Source organism: Amycolatopsis sp. NPDC049252 (assembly GCF_043197175.1).
In the GTDB taxonomy this organism is placed as follows: Bacteria; Actinomycetota; Actinomycetes; order Mycobacteriales; family Pseudonocardiaceae; genus Amycolatopsis.
Genome location: NZ_JBICSQ010000018.1, coordinates 57,422 through 74,256, shown reverse-complemented (window position 1 = coordinate 74,256; position 16,835 = coordinate 57,422). Strand labels below are relative to the sequence as shown.

Below are 16,835 nucleotides of genomic sequence, written 5' to 3'. Positions count from 1 at the left end.
CGCCCGTCGGCGGCGAGACGAATCACCCTCGTCGCCGACGGAGGACGTTTCACCCGTAACGCGCCGCAGCAGCGGCGCTTCGCGAATGTGACACCACTACGACCTCACGTACGTCGAGGGCTACGCGACAGCGGCATCGGCTGCGCTAATTCCGCACGCCTGGTGCGCACGACCGGACGGCACCGTCGAGGATCCCCTGTTCGAGCAACACCTCATCGGCTGGCACCACTGCGCGACGGAATCCCCCCGAGCGCGATGGCGAATGTCGCCGAAGCGGCGGGCCCAGCATGTCGTGCCGTGTCCGTGATCCCACGGTAATCGAGACCGGACGGGCGGCACCATCACGCGGGCACCCGGGTCGGTGCGGTAGCCGGCACCACCACGAAGTCGGAACCACGGGCTACTGATCTCGGCCGGTTCCGGCGGCAAGGTTTCACCGCAGGGCCGCCGACGCCGGCGGCAGCACCACAACTTCGGTGGAGGAATCCCGTGACCGTTCGAACGATGCCCCGGCCGCCACTCTGGGTGAGGTCGCCGGGTGTCCGGGCGCGCCCCCGCAACCGCTGGGCGCCCGGGGTGCTCGGCGCGGTCGCCGCGGTCATGGTGCCATGGGTGTTCGTGCTGGGCCGGTCCCTGCCCGAGACCACCCAGGTGCGGCACTGGCCGGCCGTGTGGATCGGACTCGACCTGGCGGTGGCGCTCGGCTGCGCGACCACCGCGCGCTTGGCCCACCACGGCGACGACCGCGCCCGCCTGTCGGCATCGGCCGTCGCGGCGCTCATGGTGATGGACGCCTGGTTCGACGTCCTGAGCGCCCAGGCCGGCGCCGAATTCACCCAGGCACTCGTCTGCACGGTCCCGGAACTGGCCTTGGCCGGCCTGTGCACGTGGCTCGCCCTGCACGACACCGAAAGGCCGTCCTGACGACGAGGGCATCAGCGGCGGCGAACCGGCCGATCGGCCGCGTCCGGGCGATGGTTGCGGCGGTACCGACGCCCGGCTGTCTAGCTAGGTTCACCATGAGATCGGGTACAGGCTTCATGGCACCGTCCTCCTGCGGTGCCCTAGCGTCGTGCCATGACGATTCCAGCCGGACTGAGACGCACGGTCCTCCGGGCGCGGCGGGACACCGGCTTTCTGGCCGCCGGTGTGCTGCCGCACCTGGCGCTGGTGCCCGTGTGGGGAGGCTGGGCGGCGACGACCGTCGCCAGGACGGGGAACTGGCTTCTTGCGGTTTCCGTGTCGGCCGCCCTGGTCCTGCTCGGCACCCCGGTGCTGACGGCCGTCCAGCGGGTTCGCTACCGGGTGCTCATCGGTGTGGACGTCCCCCGGCTCACCCCCACCACGCCGGAACGACGGACGTGGGCCTCGACCGCCCGGTGGCTCGCGGCGACGCGGCCTTGGCGCAAGATCGGCTACCACCTCCTGCTGGGCCCGCTGCTCGCGCTGCTGGAGCTCCTGGTGCTCGCGGTGGCGGCAGCGTGCCTGGCAGCCGTCAGCGCCTACGCCTGGTCATGGGCACTGCCCACCGGAATCCGCCAGGACTGGTTCGGCTACCTGACCCAGCTGCCGGCTTACACAGCGGCTGGACTCCTCCTCCTGTGCGCCCTGCCCTGGACCGCGCGAGCGGTAGCCCGGGCCGAGGCGCGGCTGGCGTCGGGCCTGCTCGGGCCCAGCCGGGCGCAGCGGCTCCAGGAGCGGGTCGATCAGCTGGCCGTGAGCCGGACCGACCTGATCGAGGCCGTCGACGCCGAGCGCCGCCGGATCGAGCGCGACCTGCACGACGGCACCCAGCAGCGGTTGGTGTCCCTCGCGGTCAACCTGGGCCTGGCCATGGCCACCCGCCCGGACCTGCCGGGTGATGCCCGCGAGGTGATCGCGAGAGCGCACCTGGAGGCCAAGGAGGCGATCACCGAGCTCAATGACCTGGTGCGGGGGCTGCACCCGGCCGTGCTCGAAGACCGGGGACTGGACGCGGCGTTGTCCGGGCTGGCTGCCCGCACGCCCCTGCCGGTGCGGCTGCGGGTCACCCTGGAGGAGCGGGTGGCGCCCACCGTGGAGTCAGTCGCGTACTTCGTGATCTCCGAGGCGCTGACCAACGCCACGAAGCACGCCAACGCGCTGCGTGCGGAGGTGGTGGTCCGGCAGGTCGGCGAGGTGCTGCGAGTGCGCGTCACCGACGACGGGCTGGGCGGTGCCGACGCCGCCTGCGGCACGGGGCTGACCGGGCTGGCCAAGCGGGTCGGCTCCCTCGACGGGGCCTTCCACGTCAGCAGCCCCGTCGGCGGGCCCACCACCATCACCGCGGAGCTGCCGTGCGCGCGGTGATCGCCGAGGATTCGGTGTTGTTGCGGGTCGGCCTGATCAAGGTGCTGGAGATGGGCGGGTTCCAGGTCGTCGCGGAAGCCGGCGACGCGGAGGGGCTGGTGGCGGCGGTGGCGGAGCACCGGCCCGAACTCGCCTTGATCGACGTCCGGATGCCGCCCGGCTTCACCGACGAGGGGGTGCGGGCGGCGATGGAGATCCGCCGGCGCTGGCCGGGGACGCCGGTGGTGCTGCTGTCGCAGTACGTGGAGGAGCGGTACGCGGCCGACCTGCTGTCCGCGAACACCAGCGGGGTGGGCTACCTGCTCAAGCAGCGGGTGGCCGATGTCGCCGACTTCGTGGCGGCGGTCCGGCGCGTGGCGGACGGGGGCACGGCCCTGGACCCGCAGGTCGTCGCCCAGTTGCTGCTGCGGCGCGACAGCGACCCGTTCGCGCGGCTGACCCCCCGCGAACGGGAGGTGCTCGGCCTGATGGCCGAGGGGCGCTCCAACGCCGGCATCGCGCAGGCGCTGGTGGTCGGCGAGAGCGCGGTGGCGAAGCACATCAACAACATCTTCGCCAAGCTTGACCTGCCCGTGGCCGACGCGGACCACCGCCGCGTCCTGGCCGTGCTGCGGTTCCTCGGAGCGTCCCGGGCCTGACGGGCCACCAAGGCGCTGGACTTGCCCTGGAGCGCACTCCAGGGTTTAGCGTTGGGACCATGAGTATTCGGCTTGGCTACCAGATTCCCAACTTCAGCTACGGGACGCCGGTCAAGGACCTGTTCCCCACGGTGATCCGCCAGGTGCGGGAAGCGGAAGATGCCGGCTTCGACGCCGCGTTCGTGATGGATCACTTCTACCAGTTGCCCGGCATCGGCGAGCCGGACGAACCGATGCTGGAGGCGTACTCCGCGCTGAGCGCACTGGCCACCGCCACCTCGCGGATTCAACTGTCCGCGCTGGTCACCGGAAACACCTACCGCAACCCGCCGATGCTGGCCAAGACCGTCACCACGCTGGACGTGGTTAGCGGCGGACGCGCGGTACTGGGCATCGGCGCGGGCTGGTTCGAGCTGGAACACCGGCAGTTCGGCTGGGAGTTCGGCACCTTCACCGACCGGTTCGAACGTCTCGACGAGGCGCTGCAGATCATCGAACCGATGCTGCGCGGTCAGCGCCCCACCTTCGACGGCAAGTGGTATCACACCGAAAACGCAATGAACGAGCCCAGGATTCGCGACGACCTGCCGATCATGCTCGGCGGCAGCGGCGAGAAGAAGACCTTCGCGCTGGCGGCCCGGTTCGCCCAGCACCTCAACATCATCTGCGACCCGGCAGACCTGCCCCGCAAGCTCGAAGCGCTCGACCAGCGATGCGCCGAAGCGGGCCGGGACCGATCCACGTTGGAAACGAGCTTCCTGGGCTTCGTGATGATCGACGAAAACGGCGACCGGGCCAGGGAACAGCAGCGCGCCTTCCTGCGCAGGCGGGGAATCGACCTCGACACGCTCGGCGACAAAGAACGTGCCGCGGTCACGGCTCGACAGTTCGTCGGCGATCCCGACCAGGTCGCCGCAGACCTGAAAACCAGGGTCCTCGATCCCGGCGTCGACGGCCTGATCATCAACCTGGTCACCAACGGACACCAGCCCGGCGTGGTCGACCTGGCCGGGCGCACCCTGCGCAAGCTGGTCGACTGAGCCCGAAGCACTGACGATCCGATGCCCGGACTTCGGTGGACACCGGCCGGGTGGTGTCTCGGGCCAGTTCTCGCCGCCCGCTGTCACAAAGCCGCGATCGAGGGCCGCTGTACCTGCCACTGCCAGGCGACGTGGCGTCGGCGTTGTTCCAGGTCATCATCAGCGTTACCCGAAGTCGTCGAAGATCTTGACGACAAACGTCGGGATCGCTGACTGGGCAACAGCGTTCGGTGACGCTGGACCGGTTGCCGCATCGGGCGACGATGGCCGGGATCGACGGCCCGTCCCAATGCTCGCGGGAGTGCAACCGCACCGCGGCGGCCCGTCGCGACGTCGAACGAGCCGACCACCCGGCAGGCCATTCCATCCGCCACCTGCGACGGCCGTTCCGGCACCGCCGCCCGCCCGCAGACGCCGGCCACCGCACCTCGACGGAGTGATCCCGCTCCGCCGCTGACACCGCCGTTCCGGCCCGGACAGCAAGGTGGCGGGACGGTGCCGTTGGCAGATCGGAAGGTGTTCGCGGCGGTGGTGTACGTGCTGACAGCGGTGGCGATGCCCCCGAGGTGGGTGCGGGCGGCGCCGGCGTTGTCCACCACGATGTCGACGCCGCCGAGCGCTGCCGCGGCAACGCCTGGACGCCGGCGAGGGTGCTGGCCACCGCGGCCCTGCGCACCGCCTTCGCCTCAACCATCTGACCGACCTCACCTACCCGGGGGCCCGTCCCGGTCGTGCGGGACTACGCCGGGTTCTCCGCGACGGCGAGGTAGTCCGTGTAGATCTGCGGCGAGCCCGAGAACGAGGCCAGCTGCTTCCACTCCTCGTACATCTGCTTGGTGTCACGGTGGGCGGACGCGAACTCCGCGGCCTCGCCGGTGGCGATGTCGGGCTCGGGGTAGAAGACGTCCAGCGCGTCCAGGCTCGCGATCTCCATCATCATCACGTACTGGTCGAGGCGGTTGCCCCGCTCGCCCTTGAGCACGTGGAACCGCCAGTCCGGGTAGTCGTCGATCCGGTGGTGGTTCTCGGCGATGAAGCGGTCGAACACCTCCTCGGTCACACCGGCGCGCAACGCCAGGTTGTGGATCCCCACGACCCGGGCGACGGGTTCCTCCCCCGGGCGGTCGCGGTAGCGGGGGCCGGGCGTGACCGTGCTCCGCGGATTGTCGGCCAGCAGCCGGTAGTCGGTGAACAACGTCGGCAGCTCACCGAACGTGCCCAGCCGCCGCCACCGCGCCAGCACCGCCTCCGCCTCCGGGTGCCGCGCCCAGAACAGCCGGGCCGGCTCGGTCCGCTCACCCCGGGCCGTGACGTACCGGTCGCGCTGCTCGGCGCTCTCGATCTCGTACAACATCAGGTACTGCCCGGTCCGCTCTCCGCGCAACCCGCGCAGCAGGGTCCACCGCCACCCCGGGTACAAGGGCAGGTGAACGCCTTCAGCACGCACGAAGGTCTCGAACTCCTCCGGCGTGACACCAGCCTCCGTGTCGATGGCGATGTACTGGAAGGTGAACACCGACGAGCGTCCCATTGCGTCCAATCCTCGGGCCGGGAAAGGGATCGCGCGTCCGACGAGCACGACTCCCTGCACCACATCCTGCCAGCTCCAGAGCAACGGGGCCCGCGAGACTTCCCCGCTGGACGCGATCCCCTCAGCGGGGTCGGCCAGAGCGAGGTGGACTGGGACGCGTTCTTCGGCACCCTGCGCGACATTGAGTTCGTCGCCGGCGACGTCGCCCAGCGGCCGGTCGGGGCCGAGCCGGTCGGAGATCCGCGGCAGTGCGAGGGCGTGCGTGCGGACGGTGTGCCGCAGCTCCGAGGTCGCACCCTGAGTGGGTGACCAGCTCGTGAAGGCACAACGGCGCGAGCGATTGTTGCCAGGAGTGGTCCAGAGCTGTTCGAGCGCCCCTTAGTGCCATCGACGGTCAACCACGCCGTCGTCCGCACCCGGGCTCAGGTCCTGCTCGGCGGCCGCTTCACCCACTGAGCCGGAAGGCAACACCCGCGCTCGACGCCCGTCGGTGCCGGTGCGGACCACCAGTGTCCGGGCCACCAGGTCACCGATTCGCTGACGCCGCCTGGTCGCCACGATGCTCACCATCGCGACCAGCCCCAGCAGCAACCCGTCGACCGTGAGCAGCACCCAGCGGATCAAGTAGGCGCGGCCCTTTGGCCGGCCGCCTCGCAGCGTCTCGATCCGCAGGCCCATCACCAGCATTCCCGGGGTGACGCCACCCCGGCGCAGCGGCACCCAGATCTGGATCAGGACATCGGATCCGGGCGAGCAGTCGACGATCCCGCCGACGCCCCAGGGCGGCGGCACCATCGACTGCCGCGACCTGGTCGCCGGCTCGACGCTGTACCTCCCCGTCACGGTGCCCGGGGCCTTCTGCCGCTCGGCGACTGGACAGGGCGGTCGCGCTTGCCCTGGCCAGTCCCGTCGTCGACCTGCACATCACGCAAGTCGCCAGCGACACCTGGGGTGTCCACGCCGTGTTCCCGCACCAGGCGATTCACCCGTCTTGATCCTCGACGCCACGCGCGCGGTCAGTCAGCGGAGCTGTGAACCGGCTGTCGGCGCCAACCGGACCGTGGACGCGGATCCGGCTGTCAGCGCGGAAACGGTCTCGATGACGGCAGGGCACCGGGGATCCCGGTGGACCGCGTCCACGACGCGTTCGCGGTCGGCGGCGTCCTCGAACCGCCGAATCCAGACGAAGGCGTCCTCGTCGTCGAGCGCGGTGAAGGATCCGACCACATGCATTCCCCCCTCCTCGTGCAGCGGGATCACGGTCTCGGCCAGGTATCCGGCCAGCTCGGCGCCGCGGCCGGGGTGGGCGTGCTCGGTCCGGATTTCGTAGAACACGGTCCTTCTCCTTCGTGTCGATGGTCAGTCCCGGGCGGCAGCGAGCGCGTAGACGTCCGGAGATCCTTCCCACGGTGCGGTGCGCATCACCGCCCAGCGGTGGATCAGCCAGTGGCCGCCGAGTTTGCGGAGCCCGAGCCGCCAGTAGCCGCGCATCGTGCAGTGGTCGACGACACCTGGCTCCGCGGGGACGTGGTGGTAGGCGACCATGTGGGTGCGGCATTCGGCTTCATAGCCGGTCAGCCGGACGACGAGGTTGGTGGCGGTGTGGTGGGTGCAGTCGAAACCCGCCAGGGTCGTGCGGGCCAGCTCGACCAGCTCGGCGGCCGGCACGGTTTTCGGTGGCCTGCCGTAGTAGTGGGTCGACAGGTCCAGCGTCACCTCGTCGGCGAACAGCCGCCGCAGCGCGGCCCAGTCCCGGTCGTCCTGGGCGTGGGCGAGGCCGGCGACGACGTCGGCGATGGCCGCCCGCTCGGTCAGTTCTTCGAGTGCGTTCATGCTCGAGCCTCCTCGGGCGCTTCGGGGGAAGGCCGTTCGATCAGCGGCAGCACCAGGCGGCTGGGGTGAGCCGGCCCGTGGTGGACGCGGTTGACCGCGACCCGCACGTCGTCCTCGCCGTCGGCGGCGATCGCCCCGCCGGTGTTGGTGTTGCGGTCGTAGCGGGGGAAGTTGCTGCTGGACACTTCGAGCCGGATGCGGTGCCCGGGCAGGAAGACGTTCGCGGTCACGGAAAGGTCGACGGTGAGCTCGTGGACCGTCCCCGGCTCCCAGAGCTCCGGCTCGGTGAGGGACTTGCGGTAGCGGGCGCGCCGGATGCCCTCGCACAGCAGGATCGCCTTGCCGTCCGGGTGCACGTCGACGAGCTTGCCGGTGAAGTCGGTGTCCGGCGCCGAGGAAGAGACATGCAGCACCAGGCTGACGTGGCCGGTGACTTCGACGGGACGCTCGAGGACGGCCGTGGTGAAGCACAGCACGTCTTCGCGCGTTTCGACCGCGGCCTGGTCGGCCGGGCCGGGGTAGGAGCCGGACGCGGCGGCGAGCACGGTGCCGCCCAGGCTCGGAACCGGGCGGCGCGGGTCGTAGCGGAAGGTGTCCACCGCCGCCATCTGTACGGCGTCGCGCGTCAGGACGCCGTCGCCGGCGGCGGTGTTGGCCCGGCCGCCGCCGGTGAGGAAGAAGCCGGTGTAGCGGGTGTCCGGCAGTGGCCAGTCCGCCTCGTCGCGCCACCGGTCGATACCCATGACGAAGATCCGGACGCGCGGGGTGTCGCCGTCGGCCGTCGCCCGGCCGCGGACCCAGCGGTCGAAGAACCGCAGGTGGGCTTCCGTGACGCCGGCGGCCTTGATACTGCCGGCGAGGCCGAACGACCGGTCGGGGAAGGTGCCCAGGTCGGTGCCGTCGGCGTGGGCCCACGGACCGAGGATCAGCCGCTGGCCGTCGCGAGCCTCGGCACTGCCACCGTGCTGACGCATCGCCGTGTACGACCGCACCGTCTCGCCGACGAACACGTCGTACCACCCTCCTATCTGGAGGGCCGGGACGGTGATGCGGTGGCAGTGGTCGATCGCGGAGACGTCCCGCCAGAACGCGTCCCGTTCCGGATGGTCGAGCACCTGGCCGAGCCAGGGCAGGTGGCGGGTCAGCGCGCCGCGGCCGGCGACCGGCAGCGGGTCGTGCAGCAGGTGCGGGTCGGACAGGCCGGACAGCAGTACCCGGGTGTCGGCGGCGTCATCGTGCCCGTCGCCGCGGCGCAGGTTGCGCAGGGCCGACAGGGTCCCCCAGGTCAGGACGGCGTCTTGGGACAGCGCGCCGCCCGGCGAGCGCCAGGGAGCCGCGTACGGGTCGGCGGAGCTCATCACGGGTGCGATCGCTCGCAATGCCGGCGTGTCGTGCGGAGCCACCTGCCACTGCGCGAATCCCATGTAGGAACCACCCCACATGCCGACCGCGCCGTCACACCACGGCTGGTCGGTCAGCCACGCCAGGGTGTCGAGACCGTCCGGGCCCTCGTGGGCGTGGGGTACGAACGTCCCGGGCGAGCGGGACGTGCCCCGGACGTCCTGGGCCACGACTGCGTAACCGGCATCCACCAGAGCGAACACGTCCGGGAGCTTCGGGTTGCCGTACGTCCCGGCGTCGTCCTTGCCGTAGGGGGTGCGGACCAGCAACACGGGGAACGGTCCCGGCCCGGCGGGCCGCCACACGTTGGTGGCGAGGGCGATGCCGTCGCGCATCGGCACAGGCACGTCGACCTCGACGGTGAAGGTCATGCCTTCGCCACGTTCTCTGCCCGCGCGTGGGTCAGCATCCAGTGGCTGAACTCGGCGTAGCGCTGAGCGAACTCCTGCGGAGTGGGCGCGTGCTCCACGGCCTCGGACAGTCGCGCGGCATGGGCATACCGCGGGATCTGGCGGGCTTCGTAGACGGCCAACGCGCCAGGCACGTCGCCGCCGGGAGAGAGCAGGTCGCCGAGCAGGGCCGCGTCTTCGATGCCCAGCGTGGCGCCCGCGGTGATGTGCGGGGACATGGCGTGCGCCGCGTCGCCGGCCAGCACGACCCGCGCGGAAACCCAGTGCGGCAAAGGTGGTACGAGCATGACCCGGTTGTGCAGAATCAGCTCTTCGGGGGTGGCGGAGATCAGTTCGGTCAGGACCGTGTTCCGCCCTTCCTCGCCGAGGTGGGCGGCCCGCTGGAGGGCTTGCTCCTTCCGGGTGCCGGTCAGCGGAGGCGTGTCGAATTGGTTCACCAGCCAGTAAACGCTGCCGTCGTAGGTGCGGACGTAACCGCCGCGACAGCCCTCGGTGCCCAGGGTCAGCCGGTTCTCGGTCACGGAGAGACCGGTGGCCGGGATGACGGCGCGCCAGGCGTGGTGGCCGACGTGTTCCCGCGCCGCGGTGTCCGGCACCAGCTGCGCGCGCACCGTCGAGTACGCACCGTCGGCCCCGACGAGCACGTCGGCGTCCGCGCTGCTGCCGTCGGACAACCGGACCGTGACCCGATCGGCGTGCTCGGCGTACTTCTCGAACCCGGTGGCCAGGCGGATGTTCTCCCGCCCGACCGCGTCGGCGAGGAGGTCGTTCAGCTTCGCCCGGTGTACCAGCAGGAACTGGTGGTCCTCCTCGCCGAAACCCGGTGTGTCGAGCAGCCGCCCGCCGGCGTCGTGGAAGTACATTTCGCTGGGTTTGCCGATGGCGCGTACCTGCTCGCCGACGCCGAGTTCGTCGAACGCCGCGAGCGCGTTGGCCCAGAGCCCCAGCCCCGCCCCGGCGGCGCGGATCTCGGGAGCGCGCTCGTAGATCACCACGTCCAGCCCGGCGCGGCGCAGCGCGAGGCCGCTCGTGAGACCGACGATCCCGCCGCCGATCACCACCGCCCGCGTCTCGATGTCCATTGTGTACTCCTTCACTCGTCTCGTTTTCGACGGTAGAGACGCCAGCCGATTCTCTCCAGTGCAACGTTGATACAAATCAATTTCGCGTGTGATAATCGGCTGGTGGATTACGACTTGAACCTGATCGAGGTGCTGGACGCGCTGCTCGCCGAAAACAGCGTGACGAAGGCCGCGGCGCGGCTGCACACCTCGGCGCCGGCGATGAGCCGTGCCTTGGCCCGGCTGCGGCGCGCCTTCGACGATCCGTTGCTCGTGCGCGCCGGCCGCGACCTCGTGCCCACCGCCCGTGCCCTCGAACTGCGCGGTGAAGTGCACGCGGTCGCCACTCGGGCGCGAGCCCTGTTCGCGCCCTCGGAGGCCGCTGATCCGCGGACGGCCGTGCGCATGTTCGACCTTCAGGTCACCGACATGCTGTCCGCGATGTTCATCCCGTCCCTCATCGACGACCTGCGGGTCCAGGCGCCCGGGATTTCGCTGCGGCTGCGGCCGGAGAATCTCGAGGACACCCCGGCCCTGCGCGAAGGATTCGTGGATCTGGAGATCGGGACCATCCGTCCGGGTGATCCGGAAATCCGCTCGGAAACGCTGGTCACGGAGACACTGGTCGGGGTGGTGCGGCCGGCCAATCCACTGGCGAGGATGAAGACCGTCACGCCGCGACGGTTCGCGCTGGCCGAGCACGTCGCCGTGTCACGGCGCGGCCGGGCCCATGGTCCGATCGATGAGCAGCTCGCCGGCCTCGGCCTGCACCGGCAGGTGGTCGCCGTGGTCCCGAGCTTCGCGAGCGCGCTGTTCCTGGCGCGCGAAACCGACGTCGTCTGCGTCGCCCCGGCCAGACTGGGCCGGTCCATGCTGGAGGCGCTCGGCCTCCACACGTTCCCGATTCCTCTGGCGCTCCCGGCTTTGACAGTCGGCATGGCGTGGCATCCGCGCAACCACCAGGACCGCGCGCACCAGTTCCTGCGTGAGCGCATCCGCCGCATCATGGCTGCGGCTACCGACAGCGCCGCGCAGGCATGAGCACAAGCCGGCCGGTTTCCGCAAAGCACGAGCACCTCGGGTTCGACCTTGCGAAAGCTCTGGTGCCGGCCCGCCGGCCAGGTTGCTCGACGAGCCCGCGCGGCCACAGCTCATGCGGAGGATCCGGCTTCCCGTGTCCCGGCCCTCGCTCAGCTCACTGCCTGCAGTGGCTCTGTGACATCGGTGACCTGAAGAAGTAGTGCCCAGTGGAAGTGCCCGGGCAGGATATCACTGCGCGGTCGCCCTGGCCCGATCTGCCGATCTCGACGTGGCTGGTGCCGTCGCCACGGAACCGCTTCGCGCCGATCCGAGCCGACCCATTTCTCCGTGGACCAGGCGCTGGAGTCGGGCACGACGCGCGCCACCGTTGACGACGAGTCAGCCGGCGTGCTTCCGAAGTTCGGTCAGGTAAGCGGCGATCGCGTCTCGGTTGCGGGCCAGGACGTCGATGCGCGTGGTCATCCTGTCCCGCTCGCGTTCGAGCGCCGCCACCGTCTCCGCCGTGACGCCTTCGAAGACGATCGGATCGCGTGGTGAGGCGAGGCACGGCAGGACCGCGCGGATCACGTCCGTGGAAAGGCCCGCGTTCAGCAGTTCACGGATTTGCCGAACGCGGCCCAGGGCCGTTTCGTCGTTCGAGGCTGGCCGCATGAGCGAACCGAACGGAACCGTCAGCCCGGCCTTCGAACCCGTCCGCGATGTCGTGGCCGGGCACCTGCGTCGCGGAACCGAGGTCGGCCTGTCCCTGGCGGCGCGACACGATCACCAACGTCTGGTCGATCACGAAGACCGTGACCAGCCTGGCCGCCTTCCTGCTCGTCGACGCGGGCGAACTGGACGTCTCCGCGCCGGTCGCCCGCTACTGGCCCGAATTCGCCGCCCGCGGCAAGGCGCAGGTCGAGGTACGGCACCTGCTGTCCCACACCTCCGGCGTCTCCGGCCTCGACCACCCCGCTCGGCTCGAGGACTTGTACGACCCGCGTGCGGCCGCGGCGCGGATGGCCGCTCAAGCGCCTTGGTGGCGCCCCGGCTCGGCGTCGGGCTACCACGTGCTGAACTACGGCCACCTGATCGGGGAGCTGGTGCATCGCCTGACCGGTCAGTCCTTGCGCGAGTTCGTGCACCAGCACATTTCCGCGCCCCTGGGCGCGGATTTCCAGATCGGGTTACGCGCGTCTGATGCCGACCGGGTGGCCGACGTTCTCCCGCCCGCGATCGACTTCGATCCCTCGGCCTTGGCCCGGGACACCGTCGCGTACAAGACTTTCACCGGCCCCGCGTTGGACGCGACCGCGGCCAACGGCCCGGCGTGGCGCGCGGCCGAACTAGGCGCGGCCGACGCGCACGGGAACGCGGCGTCGGTGGCCGAAATCCTGGCTCCGCTCGCGCGCTCCGGCGGACGCTCCCGTGGATCCCGGACGGGCGCATCGCCTTCTGGGGCGGGTGGGGCGGCTCGATGATCATCCTGGACCTCGATCGGCACGTCACGATCAGCTTTGTCATGAACAACATGGGCGCCGACATCCTCGGCTCACCGCGGGCCGCGGCCTACACCACCGCGATCTACGACGCCCTCCGCGCCCGGTCTTGACCGGCGCCACCCGGAAATCCGGGCCCTCCGCTACCAGGCGTTGTCCGTGCCGAGGAACAGCTCGGCGATCCGCCACTCGCCGCCGGCGTGCTCGAGCCGGAAGGTGTAGAAGCCGGTGGCGATCACACCCCCGTTCGAGGTGAGCAGGAGATAGGCGTGCACCAGGGCTGTGCCGGCGTCCGCACTGTGCAACGCCACGTTGACCAGGTTGTGCCGGCGCTGGCCGGTCTCGGCGCTCATCGCGTCCCGGGCGAACTCGAGGATGGCCGCGCGTCCGGCGACGGGTCCGAGCTCGTTCTCGCCGGCGATCAGGAACGTCCAGGTGGCGTCTTCGGTCAGGACGGCTTCCAGTGCCGGCAAGTCCTGCTGGTCGAGGGCGAAGGCGTAGCGCGCCAGTGCCTGGTGGACGGCGAACTGCTCCGCCGGGTCGAGAGCCACCGCCCCCGGACGGATCGCGGGGAGGTGGCCGCTCCCCCAGCCGGAGGCGGCGTTCGCGCTCATGCGACCGTCAGCACGATCTTGCCCCGCAGGTGTCCCTCGGCAGCTCGTTTGTGCGCTGCTTGGGCGTCCTCGAGGGAGAAGGTGCTGTCGATCGCCACGCGGATCGTGCCTTCTTCGTGCAGGCGCCCGAGTTCGGCGAGCTGCGCGCCGTTCGCGCGGACCTGGGTAGCGGTGACCGTGACCCCGAGCTTCGCGTTCTCCTCGTCGTCGAACTCGCCGAAGTACACCGGGTAGAGGGCCCCACCGCGCTTGAGGGTGCGCAGGAAGCGCCGGCTGTGCGGACCTCCGACGTTGTCCAGGACGAGGTCGAGGTCGCGAGCGACGTCTTCGGGCCGCTCCTTGGTGTAGTCGATGACTTCGTCGGCGCCGAGTTCACGCAGGAAGTCCTCGTGGGCGCCGGAGGCCACGGCGATGACACGGGCGCCCTTCCACTTGGCCAGCTGGAGAGCGAGGTGCCCCACGCCGCCGGCCGCGCCGTTGACGAGCACCGTCTTCCCGCTGTCGAGCGCCACCGGGCGGTGCTGGGCCTTCTGGAACGGCGAGGGGTGGTCGTGCCCGAGCTCGATCAGGAACTGCCACGCCGTCAACCCCGACATGGCCAGGGCGGCGGCGTGCACGTGGTCGACGCCGGCCGGTTTGCGGGCGAGGTCGGCCGCCGGGGCGGTGACGTACTCGGCGTAGGCGTCGCTTTGGAGCACCGCGGGAAAGCGCAGCAGGCCGAACACCTCGTCGCCGGCCGCGAAGCCGTCGACACCGGCCCCGACGGCGGCCACGACACCCGAGACGTCGGTGCCCGGGATCAAGGGGAGTTCCATCGGGGGCTTCAGCTCGGCGGGCACGTCGGGCATGCCTTCCCGCGCGTACCAGTCGGGCGGGTTCAGCCCGACCGCGTGCACGCGGACGAGCACCTCGCCCGGCCCCGCTTCGGGGACCGGCACGTCCTCGTACCGCAGTACCTCGGGCCCGCCGAACTCGTGCAGCCGGATGGCTTTCATGGTCTGTGCCGGCACGGCACTCTCCTTCGTCTCTCGCGCGGTAAGCTAAGTGAACCAGGGATCCGTTTTTCCGGACCACTGATCCGAATATATGGTTCAGTGATCCGTTTAGTCAAGGGAGAGCTCATGCGGGCGGATGCCCAGGCCAACCGCGACCGCCTGCTCGTCGTCGCCGGCGCCGTCTTCGCCGAGCAGGGTGTCGAGGCGTCGATGCGGGACATCGCGCGCCGGGCCGGGGTCGGGCTGGCGACGCTGCTGCGGCACTTCCCGACCCGGGAGGCGTTGCTGGAGGCCCTGCTCCGGACGAGCTTCGACGAGCTGACGGCACGGGCGGCCGAGGTCGAGGCCACCGGTTCGCCTCGAGAGGCGCTGACGGTGTGGGTGCGTGAGTTCGTCGCGATGACCACGGCCAACCACGGGGTGGTGACGTCGATGGTGAAGGCGATCGAGGAACCCGAATCCGCGCTGCACGCTTCCTGCGTCTCCCTGCGCGCGGCAGGTGCCCGGCTCCTCACCAACGCCCAGGCCGCGGACGTGGCGCGGCCCGACATCGATGGCGCGGATCTCTTCGCGCTGGTTTCGGCGTTCGCCTGGCTCGGCGACCAGCCCGGGCACGAAGCGCGCGCCAGGCGGCTCTTCGACCTCGTGGTGGGCGCGATCCTGACCGATCGGACCGGCTGACGCCCGGTGCTACGCGTGGTTCGCCACCTGCCGGTCGAGCCAGTCGTAAACGATCTCCTCGCCGCCGGGATTGCCCATGTGGCGCAGCCCACTGCGCGCGTGGATCTCCTCGCGACCGCCGGAGAGGGCCACGAGGATGCTGTCCTCGACGGGGAAGATCGAGTCCTCCATGCCGTTGAGGCAAAGCAGGAGGCTGGACGGCCGGTCCAGGATCCCGCTGTCCCGCAGGCTGAACGTCGATCCTTGCGCCTTGTAGTCCGCGACCGCCTTGGCCGTGTCCTCGTCGCGGAACCCGTGTTTCCAGGCCAGCGAACGCCGCGACGCAAGCCCGGATGGCCGTCCCGGACGGGATCCGCAGCTCGGAGGCGACGCTCGGCGACCGCCGCGCCCTCCTCGTCGAGCCGACCGGAGACAACCACCCGGGAACGATCCGGTACTTCCACGGCGGCGCCTGGAGCCTCGGCTCGCCCGAGACAGCGCTTTCGCCGACCGGGGCCCTCGTCAGCCGCACGGCGATGCGCGCGCTGTCCGTGGACTACCGCTTGGCTCCGGAGCACCCGTACCCGGCGGCGGTCGACGACGGCGCCAACGCCTACCGCGCCCTGCTGGAGAACGGCGAAGACCCCGCACGCATCGCGCCGGCCGGAGACTCGGCCGGCGGCTCACTCTCAGCGGCGAGAGCATGGACACCAAGGCGGGCATCGATCCGATCTTCACGCGGGAGATGCTCGGACCGCTCGTCGGCATGTACTGCGCCGGTCAGGACCTGCGGCACCCGCACCTGAGCCCCGCCCTGTCGGCGGACCTCACCGGATTCCCGGCGACGCTGCTGCAGGCGGGGACCCACGAAGTCCTGCTCGACGACTCGGCCCGTCTGGCGGCCCGCGCGATCGACGCCGGCGTCGACGTCGTCCTCGAGGAAGCGGGCCAGGCCCTCGACCGCGCGGCGCTGTTCCTGTCCCAGCACCTCCGCTGAGGCTCCGGCCGCGGCCGCGCGTTGTCACGACGAGTCATCACGGGAAGTACACTGCCGCCATGCCCCGGTGGGAAGAAGGAAGTGAGACGCGGATGAAGCAGGCCGCCATGGAGCTGTTCGAGGAGCAGGGCTTCGAGGCCACCAGCGCGGTCCAGATCGCCGAACGCGCCCGCGTCACCACCCGGACCTTCTTCCGGTACTTCCCGGACAAGGAAGAAATCCTCTTCGCCGACGCGGACCACCTCAACGAGGTGCTCGTCGGGGAACTCCTGCAGACCCCCGACCTCACCCAGCCGCTCCAGGCGGTGATCCGGACCTTGACCGGCTACGACTGGGAAGCCCTCGGATCGCGGGAAACCCTGCACCGGCGGAGCCGGATGATCGCGGCGAACCCCCGGCTGCTGGAACGCGACCTGATCAAGCAGCATCAGATGGCCGACGGGTTCCGCCGGGCCCTCTGCGAGCGCGGAATCGACCCCGACGTCGCGGAGCTCGCCGCCGGCACGGGAAGCCAGATCTTCCGCACGGCCTACCGGAAGTGGCTGGAAGGCCAGGACGACACCGACCTGACGACCATCACCGGCACCGTGCTGTCCCTGCTCACCACCATCGTGCCCTCGGCCCGGCCTCCGCGGCGCCGGACTCCGGCCACCCGGCACCCCTGACCACCCGCCCGACGGGCTCGCTTCGGATTGAGAGTTGACGTCGCGGGGGGGGCGGCAAAACCGGGGGTTGAAGCGCGGCGCCCAGATAAAAAACCAAACCCGCGGAGACGACGGGGGGGGGGGGGGGGCCCGGCGGCGGGGTG

19 protein-coding genes and 1 pseudogene are annotated in these 16,835 nt (G+C 70.6%); 10 read left to right on the top strand and 10 right to left on the bottom strand.

Going from position 1 to position 16,835, the window contains the following annotated elements:
• Positions 1–489 precede the first annotated feature (489 nt).
• From ACGFMK_RS21440 to ACGFMK_RS21425, 4 genes are all read left to right on the top strand, one after another.
• Positions 490–924 (top strand): hypothetical protein, encoded by a 435-nt coding sequence (locus tag ACGFMK_RS21440; RefSeq protein WP_392765734.1) that lies wholly within the window; start codon positions 490–492, stop codon positions 922–924.
• 153 nt (positions 925–1,077) lie between these two features.
• The gene (locus tag ACGFMK_RS21435; protein WP_392765732.1) at positions 1,078–2,328 is read left to right on the top strand and encodes a sensor histidine kinase; all 1,251 of its coding nucleotides are present in this window, start codon (positions 1,078–1,080) and stop codon (positions 2,326–2,328) included.
• A complete protein-coding gene (locus ACGFMK_RS21430) occupies positions 2,316–2,966 on the top strand; it encodes a response regulator (protein ID WP_392765729.1) in 651 nt (216 codons plus the stop codon). The genes ACGFMK_RS21435 and ACGFMK_RS21430 overlap by 13 nt, the downstream gene beginning before the upstream one ends.
• Positions 2,967–3,025: 59 nt before the next feature.
• Positions 3,026–4,006: an LLM class F420-dependent oxidoreductase gene (locus tag ACGFMK_RS21425; protein ID WP_392765726.1), complete on the top strand. Its 981-nt coding sequence runs from the start codon at positions 3,026–3,028 to the stop codon at positions 4,004–4,006.
• A 739-nt stretch (positions 4,007–4,745) separates the two neighbouring features.
• On the opposite strand, the gene ACGFMK_RS21420 is transcribed toward ACGFMK_RS21425, so the two are convergent.
• The 6 genes from ACGFMK_RS21420 to ACGFMK_RS21395 form a co-directional block, all read right to left on the bottom strand.
• The gene (locus ACGFMK_RS21420; RefSeq protein WP_392765723.1) at positions 4,746–5,537 is read right to left on the bottom strand and encodes a hypothetical protein; all 792 of its coding nucleotides are present in this window, start codon (positions 5,535–5,537) and stop codon (positions 4,746–4,748) included.
• Between the two features lie 378 nt (positions 5,538–5,915).
• On the bottom strand, positions 5,916–6,380 hold the full coding sequence (locus ACGFMK_RS21415) for an RDD family protein (protein ID WP_392765720.1): 465 nt from the start codon (positions 6,378–6,380) through the stop codon (positions 5,916–5,918).
• Positions 6,381–6,557: 177 nt separating this feature from the next.
• Positions 6,558–6,872 carry an NIPSNAP family protein gene (locus tag ACGFMK_RS21410; RefSeq protein WP_392765717.1) on the bottom strand — a complete coding sequence of 105 codons (315 nt, stop codon included), beginning with the start codon at positions 6,870–6,872 and terminating at the stop codon, positions 6,558–6,560.
• Between the two features lie 24 nt (positions 6,873–6,896).
• Positions 6,897–7,370, bottom strand: a complete 474-nt coding sequence (locus ACGFMK_RS21405; protein WP_392765714.1) for a nuclear transport factor 2 family protein — start codon at positions 7,368–7,370, stop codon at positions 6,897–6,899.
• On the bottom strand, positions 7,367–9,142 hold the full coding sequence (locus tag ACGFMK_RS21400) for a CocE/NonD family hydrolase (RefSeq protein ID WP_392765713.1): 1,776 nt from the start codon (positions 9,140–9,142) through the stop codon (positions 7,367–7,369). Before ACGFMK_RS21400 ends, ACGFMK_RS21405 begins: the two co-directional genes overlap by 4 nt.
• Entirely contained in the window at positions 9,139–10,263 is a 1,125-nt protein-coding gene (locus tag ACGFMK_RS21395; protein WP_392765710.1) for an FAD-dependent oxidoreductase, read from the bottom strand. Before ACGFMK_RS21395 ends, ACGFMK_RS21400 begins: the two co-directional genes overlap by 4 nt.
• Positions 10,264–10,365: 102 nt before the next feature.
• Between ACGFMK_RS21395 and ACGFMK_RS21390 the strand changes: the two genes are divergently transcribed.
• Positions 10,366–11,283 (top strand): LysR family transcriptional regulator, encoded by a 918-nt coding sequence (locus ACGFMK_RS21390; protein WP_392765846.1) that lies wholly within the window; start codon positions 10,366–10,368, stop codon positions 11,281–11,283.
• A gap of 378 nt (positions 11,284–11,661) precedes the next feature.
• Here the strand turns inward: ACGFMK_RS21390 and ACGFMK_RS21385 are convergent, their stop codons facing one another.
• Entirely contained in the window at positions 11,662–11,934 is a 273-nt protein-coding gene (locus tag ACGFMK_RS21385; protein WP_392765709.1) for a MerR family transcriptional regulator, read from the bottom strand.
• Between the two features lie 47 nt (positions 11,935–11,981).
• Here ACGFMK_RS21385 and ACGFMK_RS21380 point away from each other — a divergent pair, with 47 nt between their 5' ends.
• Together ACGFMK_RS21380 and ACGFMK_RS21375 are read left to right on the top strand one after the other, a co-directional pair.
• Entirely contained in the window at positions 11,982–12,743 is a 762-nt protein-coding gene (locus ACGFMK_RS21380; RefSeq protein WP_392765706.1) for a serine hydrolase domain-containing protein, read from the top strand.
• Entirely contained in the window at positions 12,740–12,874 is a 135-nt protein-coding gene (locus ACGFMK_RS21375; RefSeq protein ID WP_392765703.1) for a hypothetical protein, read from the top strand. The genes ACGFMK_RS21380 and ACGFMK_RS21375 overlap by 4 nt, the downstream gene beginning before the upstream one ends.
• A 30-nt stretch (positions 12,875–12,904) precedes the next feature.
• On the opposite strand, the gene ACGFMK_RS21370 is transcribed toward ACGFMK_RS21375, so the two are convergent.
• Positions 12,905–13,375 (bottom strand): nuclear transport factor 2 family protein, encoded by a 471-nt coding sequence (locus ACGFMK_RS21370; protein ID WP_392765700.1) that lies wholly within the window; start codon positions 13,373–13,375, stop codon positions 12,905–12,907.
• A complete protein-coding gene (locus ACGFMK_RS21365; protein WP_392765699.1) occupies positions 13,372–14,385 on the bottom strand; it encodes an NADP-dependent oxidoreductase in 1,014 nt (337 codons plus the stop codon). Before ACGFMK_RS21365 ends, ACGFMK_RS21370 begins: the two co-directional genes overlap by 4 nt.
• Before the next feature lie 111 nt (positions 14,386–14,496).
• Here ACGFMK_RS21365 and ACGFMK_RS21360 point away from each other — a divergent pair, with 111 nt between their 5' ends.
• A complete protein-coding gene (locus ACGFMK_RS21360) occupies positions 14,497–15,051 on the top strand; it encodes a TetR/AcrR family transcriptional regulator (RefSeq protein WP_392765696.1) in 555 nt (184 codons plus the stop codon).
• A 9-nt stretch (positions 15,052–15,060) separates the two neighbouring features.
• Here ACGFMK_RS21360 and ACGFMK_RS21355 read toward each other — a convergent pair whose 3' ends face one another.
• Entirely contained in the window at positions 15,061–15,222 is a 162-nt protein-coding gene (locus ACGFMK_RS21355) for a hypothetical protein (protein WP_392765693.1), read from the bottom strand.
• Between the two features lie 161 nt (positions 15,223–15,383).
• On the opposite strand from ACGFMK_RS21355, the pseudogene ACGFMK_RS21350 reads away from it, so the two are divergent.
• Both ACGFMK_RS21350 and ACGFMK_RS21345 read left to right on the top strand, forming a co-directional pair.
• A pseudogene (locus ACGFMK_RS21350) lies at positions 15,384–16,027 on the top strand (alpha/beta hydrolase).
• 59 nt (positions 16,028–16,086) lie between these two features.
• Positions 16,087–16,692 (top strand): TetR family transcriptional regulator, encoded by a 606-nt coding sequence (locus ACGFMK_RS21345; protein WP_392765692.1) that lies wholly within the window; start codon positions 16,087–16,089, stop codon positions 16,690–16,692.
• Positions 16,693–16,835: the final 143 nt, after the last annotated feature.

Bases quoted from the DNA above. Each gene is read 5' to 3' on its own strand.
- ACGFMK_RS21420 (WP_392765723.1), bottom strand. From the start codon at position 5,537: ATGGGACGCTCGTCGGTGTTCACCTTCCAGTACATCGCCATCGACACG.
- ACGFMK_RS21435 (WP_392765732.1), top strand. From the start codon at position 1,078: ATGACGATTCCAGCCGGACTGAGACGCACGGTCCTCCGGGCGCGGCGG.
- ACGFMK_RS21425 (WP_392765726.1), top strand. From the start codon at position 3,026: ATGAGTATTCGGCTTGGCTACCAGATTCCCAACTTCAGCTACGGGACG.
- ACGFMK_RS21400 (WP_392765713.1), bottom strand. From the start codon at position 9,142: ATGACCTTCACCGTCGAGGTCGACGTGCCTGTGCCGATGCGCGACGGC.
- ACGFMK_RS21385 (WP_392765709.1), bottom strand. From the start codon at position 11,934: ATGCGGCCAGCCTCGAACGACGAAACGGCCCTGGGCCGCGTTCGGCAA.
- ACGFMK_RS21360 (WP_392765696.1), top strand. From the start codon at position 14,497: ATGCGGGCGGATGCCCAGGCCAACCGCGACCGCCTGCTCGTCGTCGCC.
- ACGFMK_RS21355 (WP_392765693.1), bottom strand. From the start codon at position 15,222: ATGGAGGACTCGATCTTCCCCGTCGAGGACAGCATCCTCGTGGCCCTC.
- ACGFMK_RS21380 (WP_392765706.1), top strand. From the start codon at position 11,982: ATGTCGTGGCCGGGCACCTGCGTCGCGGAACCGAGGTCGGCCTGTCCC.
- ACGFMK_RS21405 (WP_392765714.1), bottom strand. From the start codon at position 7,370: ATGAACGCACTCGAAGAACTGACCGAGCGGGCGGCCATCGCCGACGTC.
- ACGFMK_RS21370 (WP_392765700.1), bottom strand. From the start codon at position 13,375: ATGAGCGCGAACGCCGCCTCCGGCTGGGGGAGCGGCCACCTCCCCGCG.
- ACGFMK_RS21375 (WP_392765703.1), top strand. From the start codon at position 12,740: ATGATCATCCTGGACCTCGATCGGCACGTCACGATCAGCTTTGTCATG.
- ACGFMK_RS21345 (WP_392765692.1), top strand. From the start codon at position 16,087: ATGCCCCGGTGGGAAGAAGGAAGTGAGACGCGGATGAAGCAGGCCGCC.
- ACGFMK_RS21395 (WP_392765710.1), bottom strand. From the start codon at position 10,263: ATGGACATCGAGACGCGGGCGGTGGTGATCGGCGGCGGGATCGTCGGT.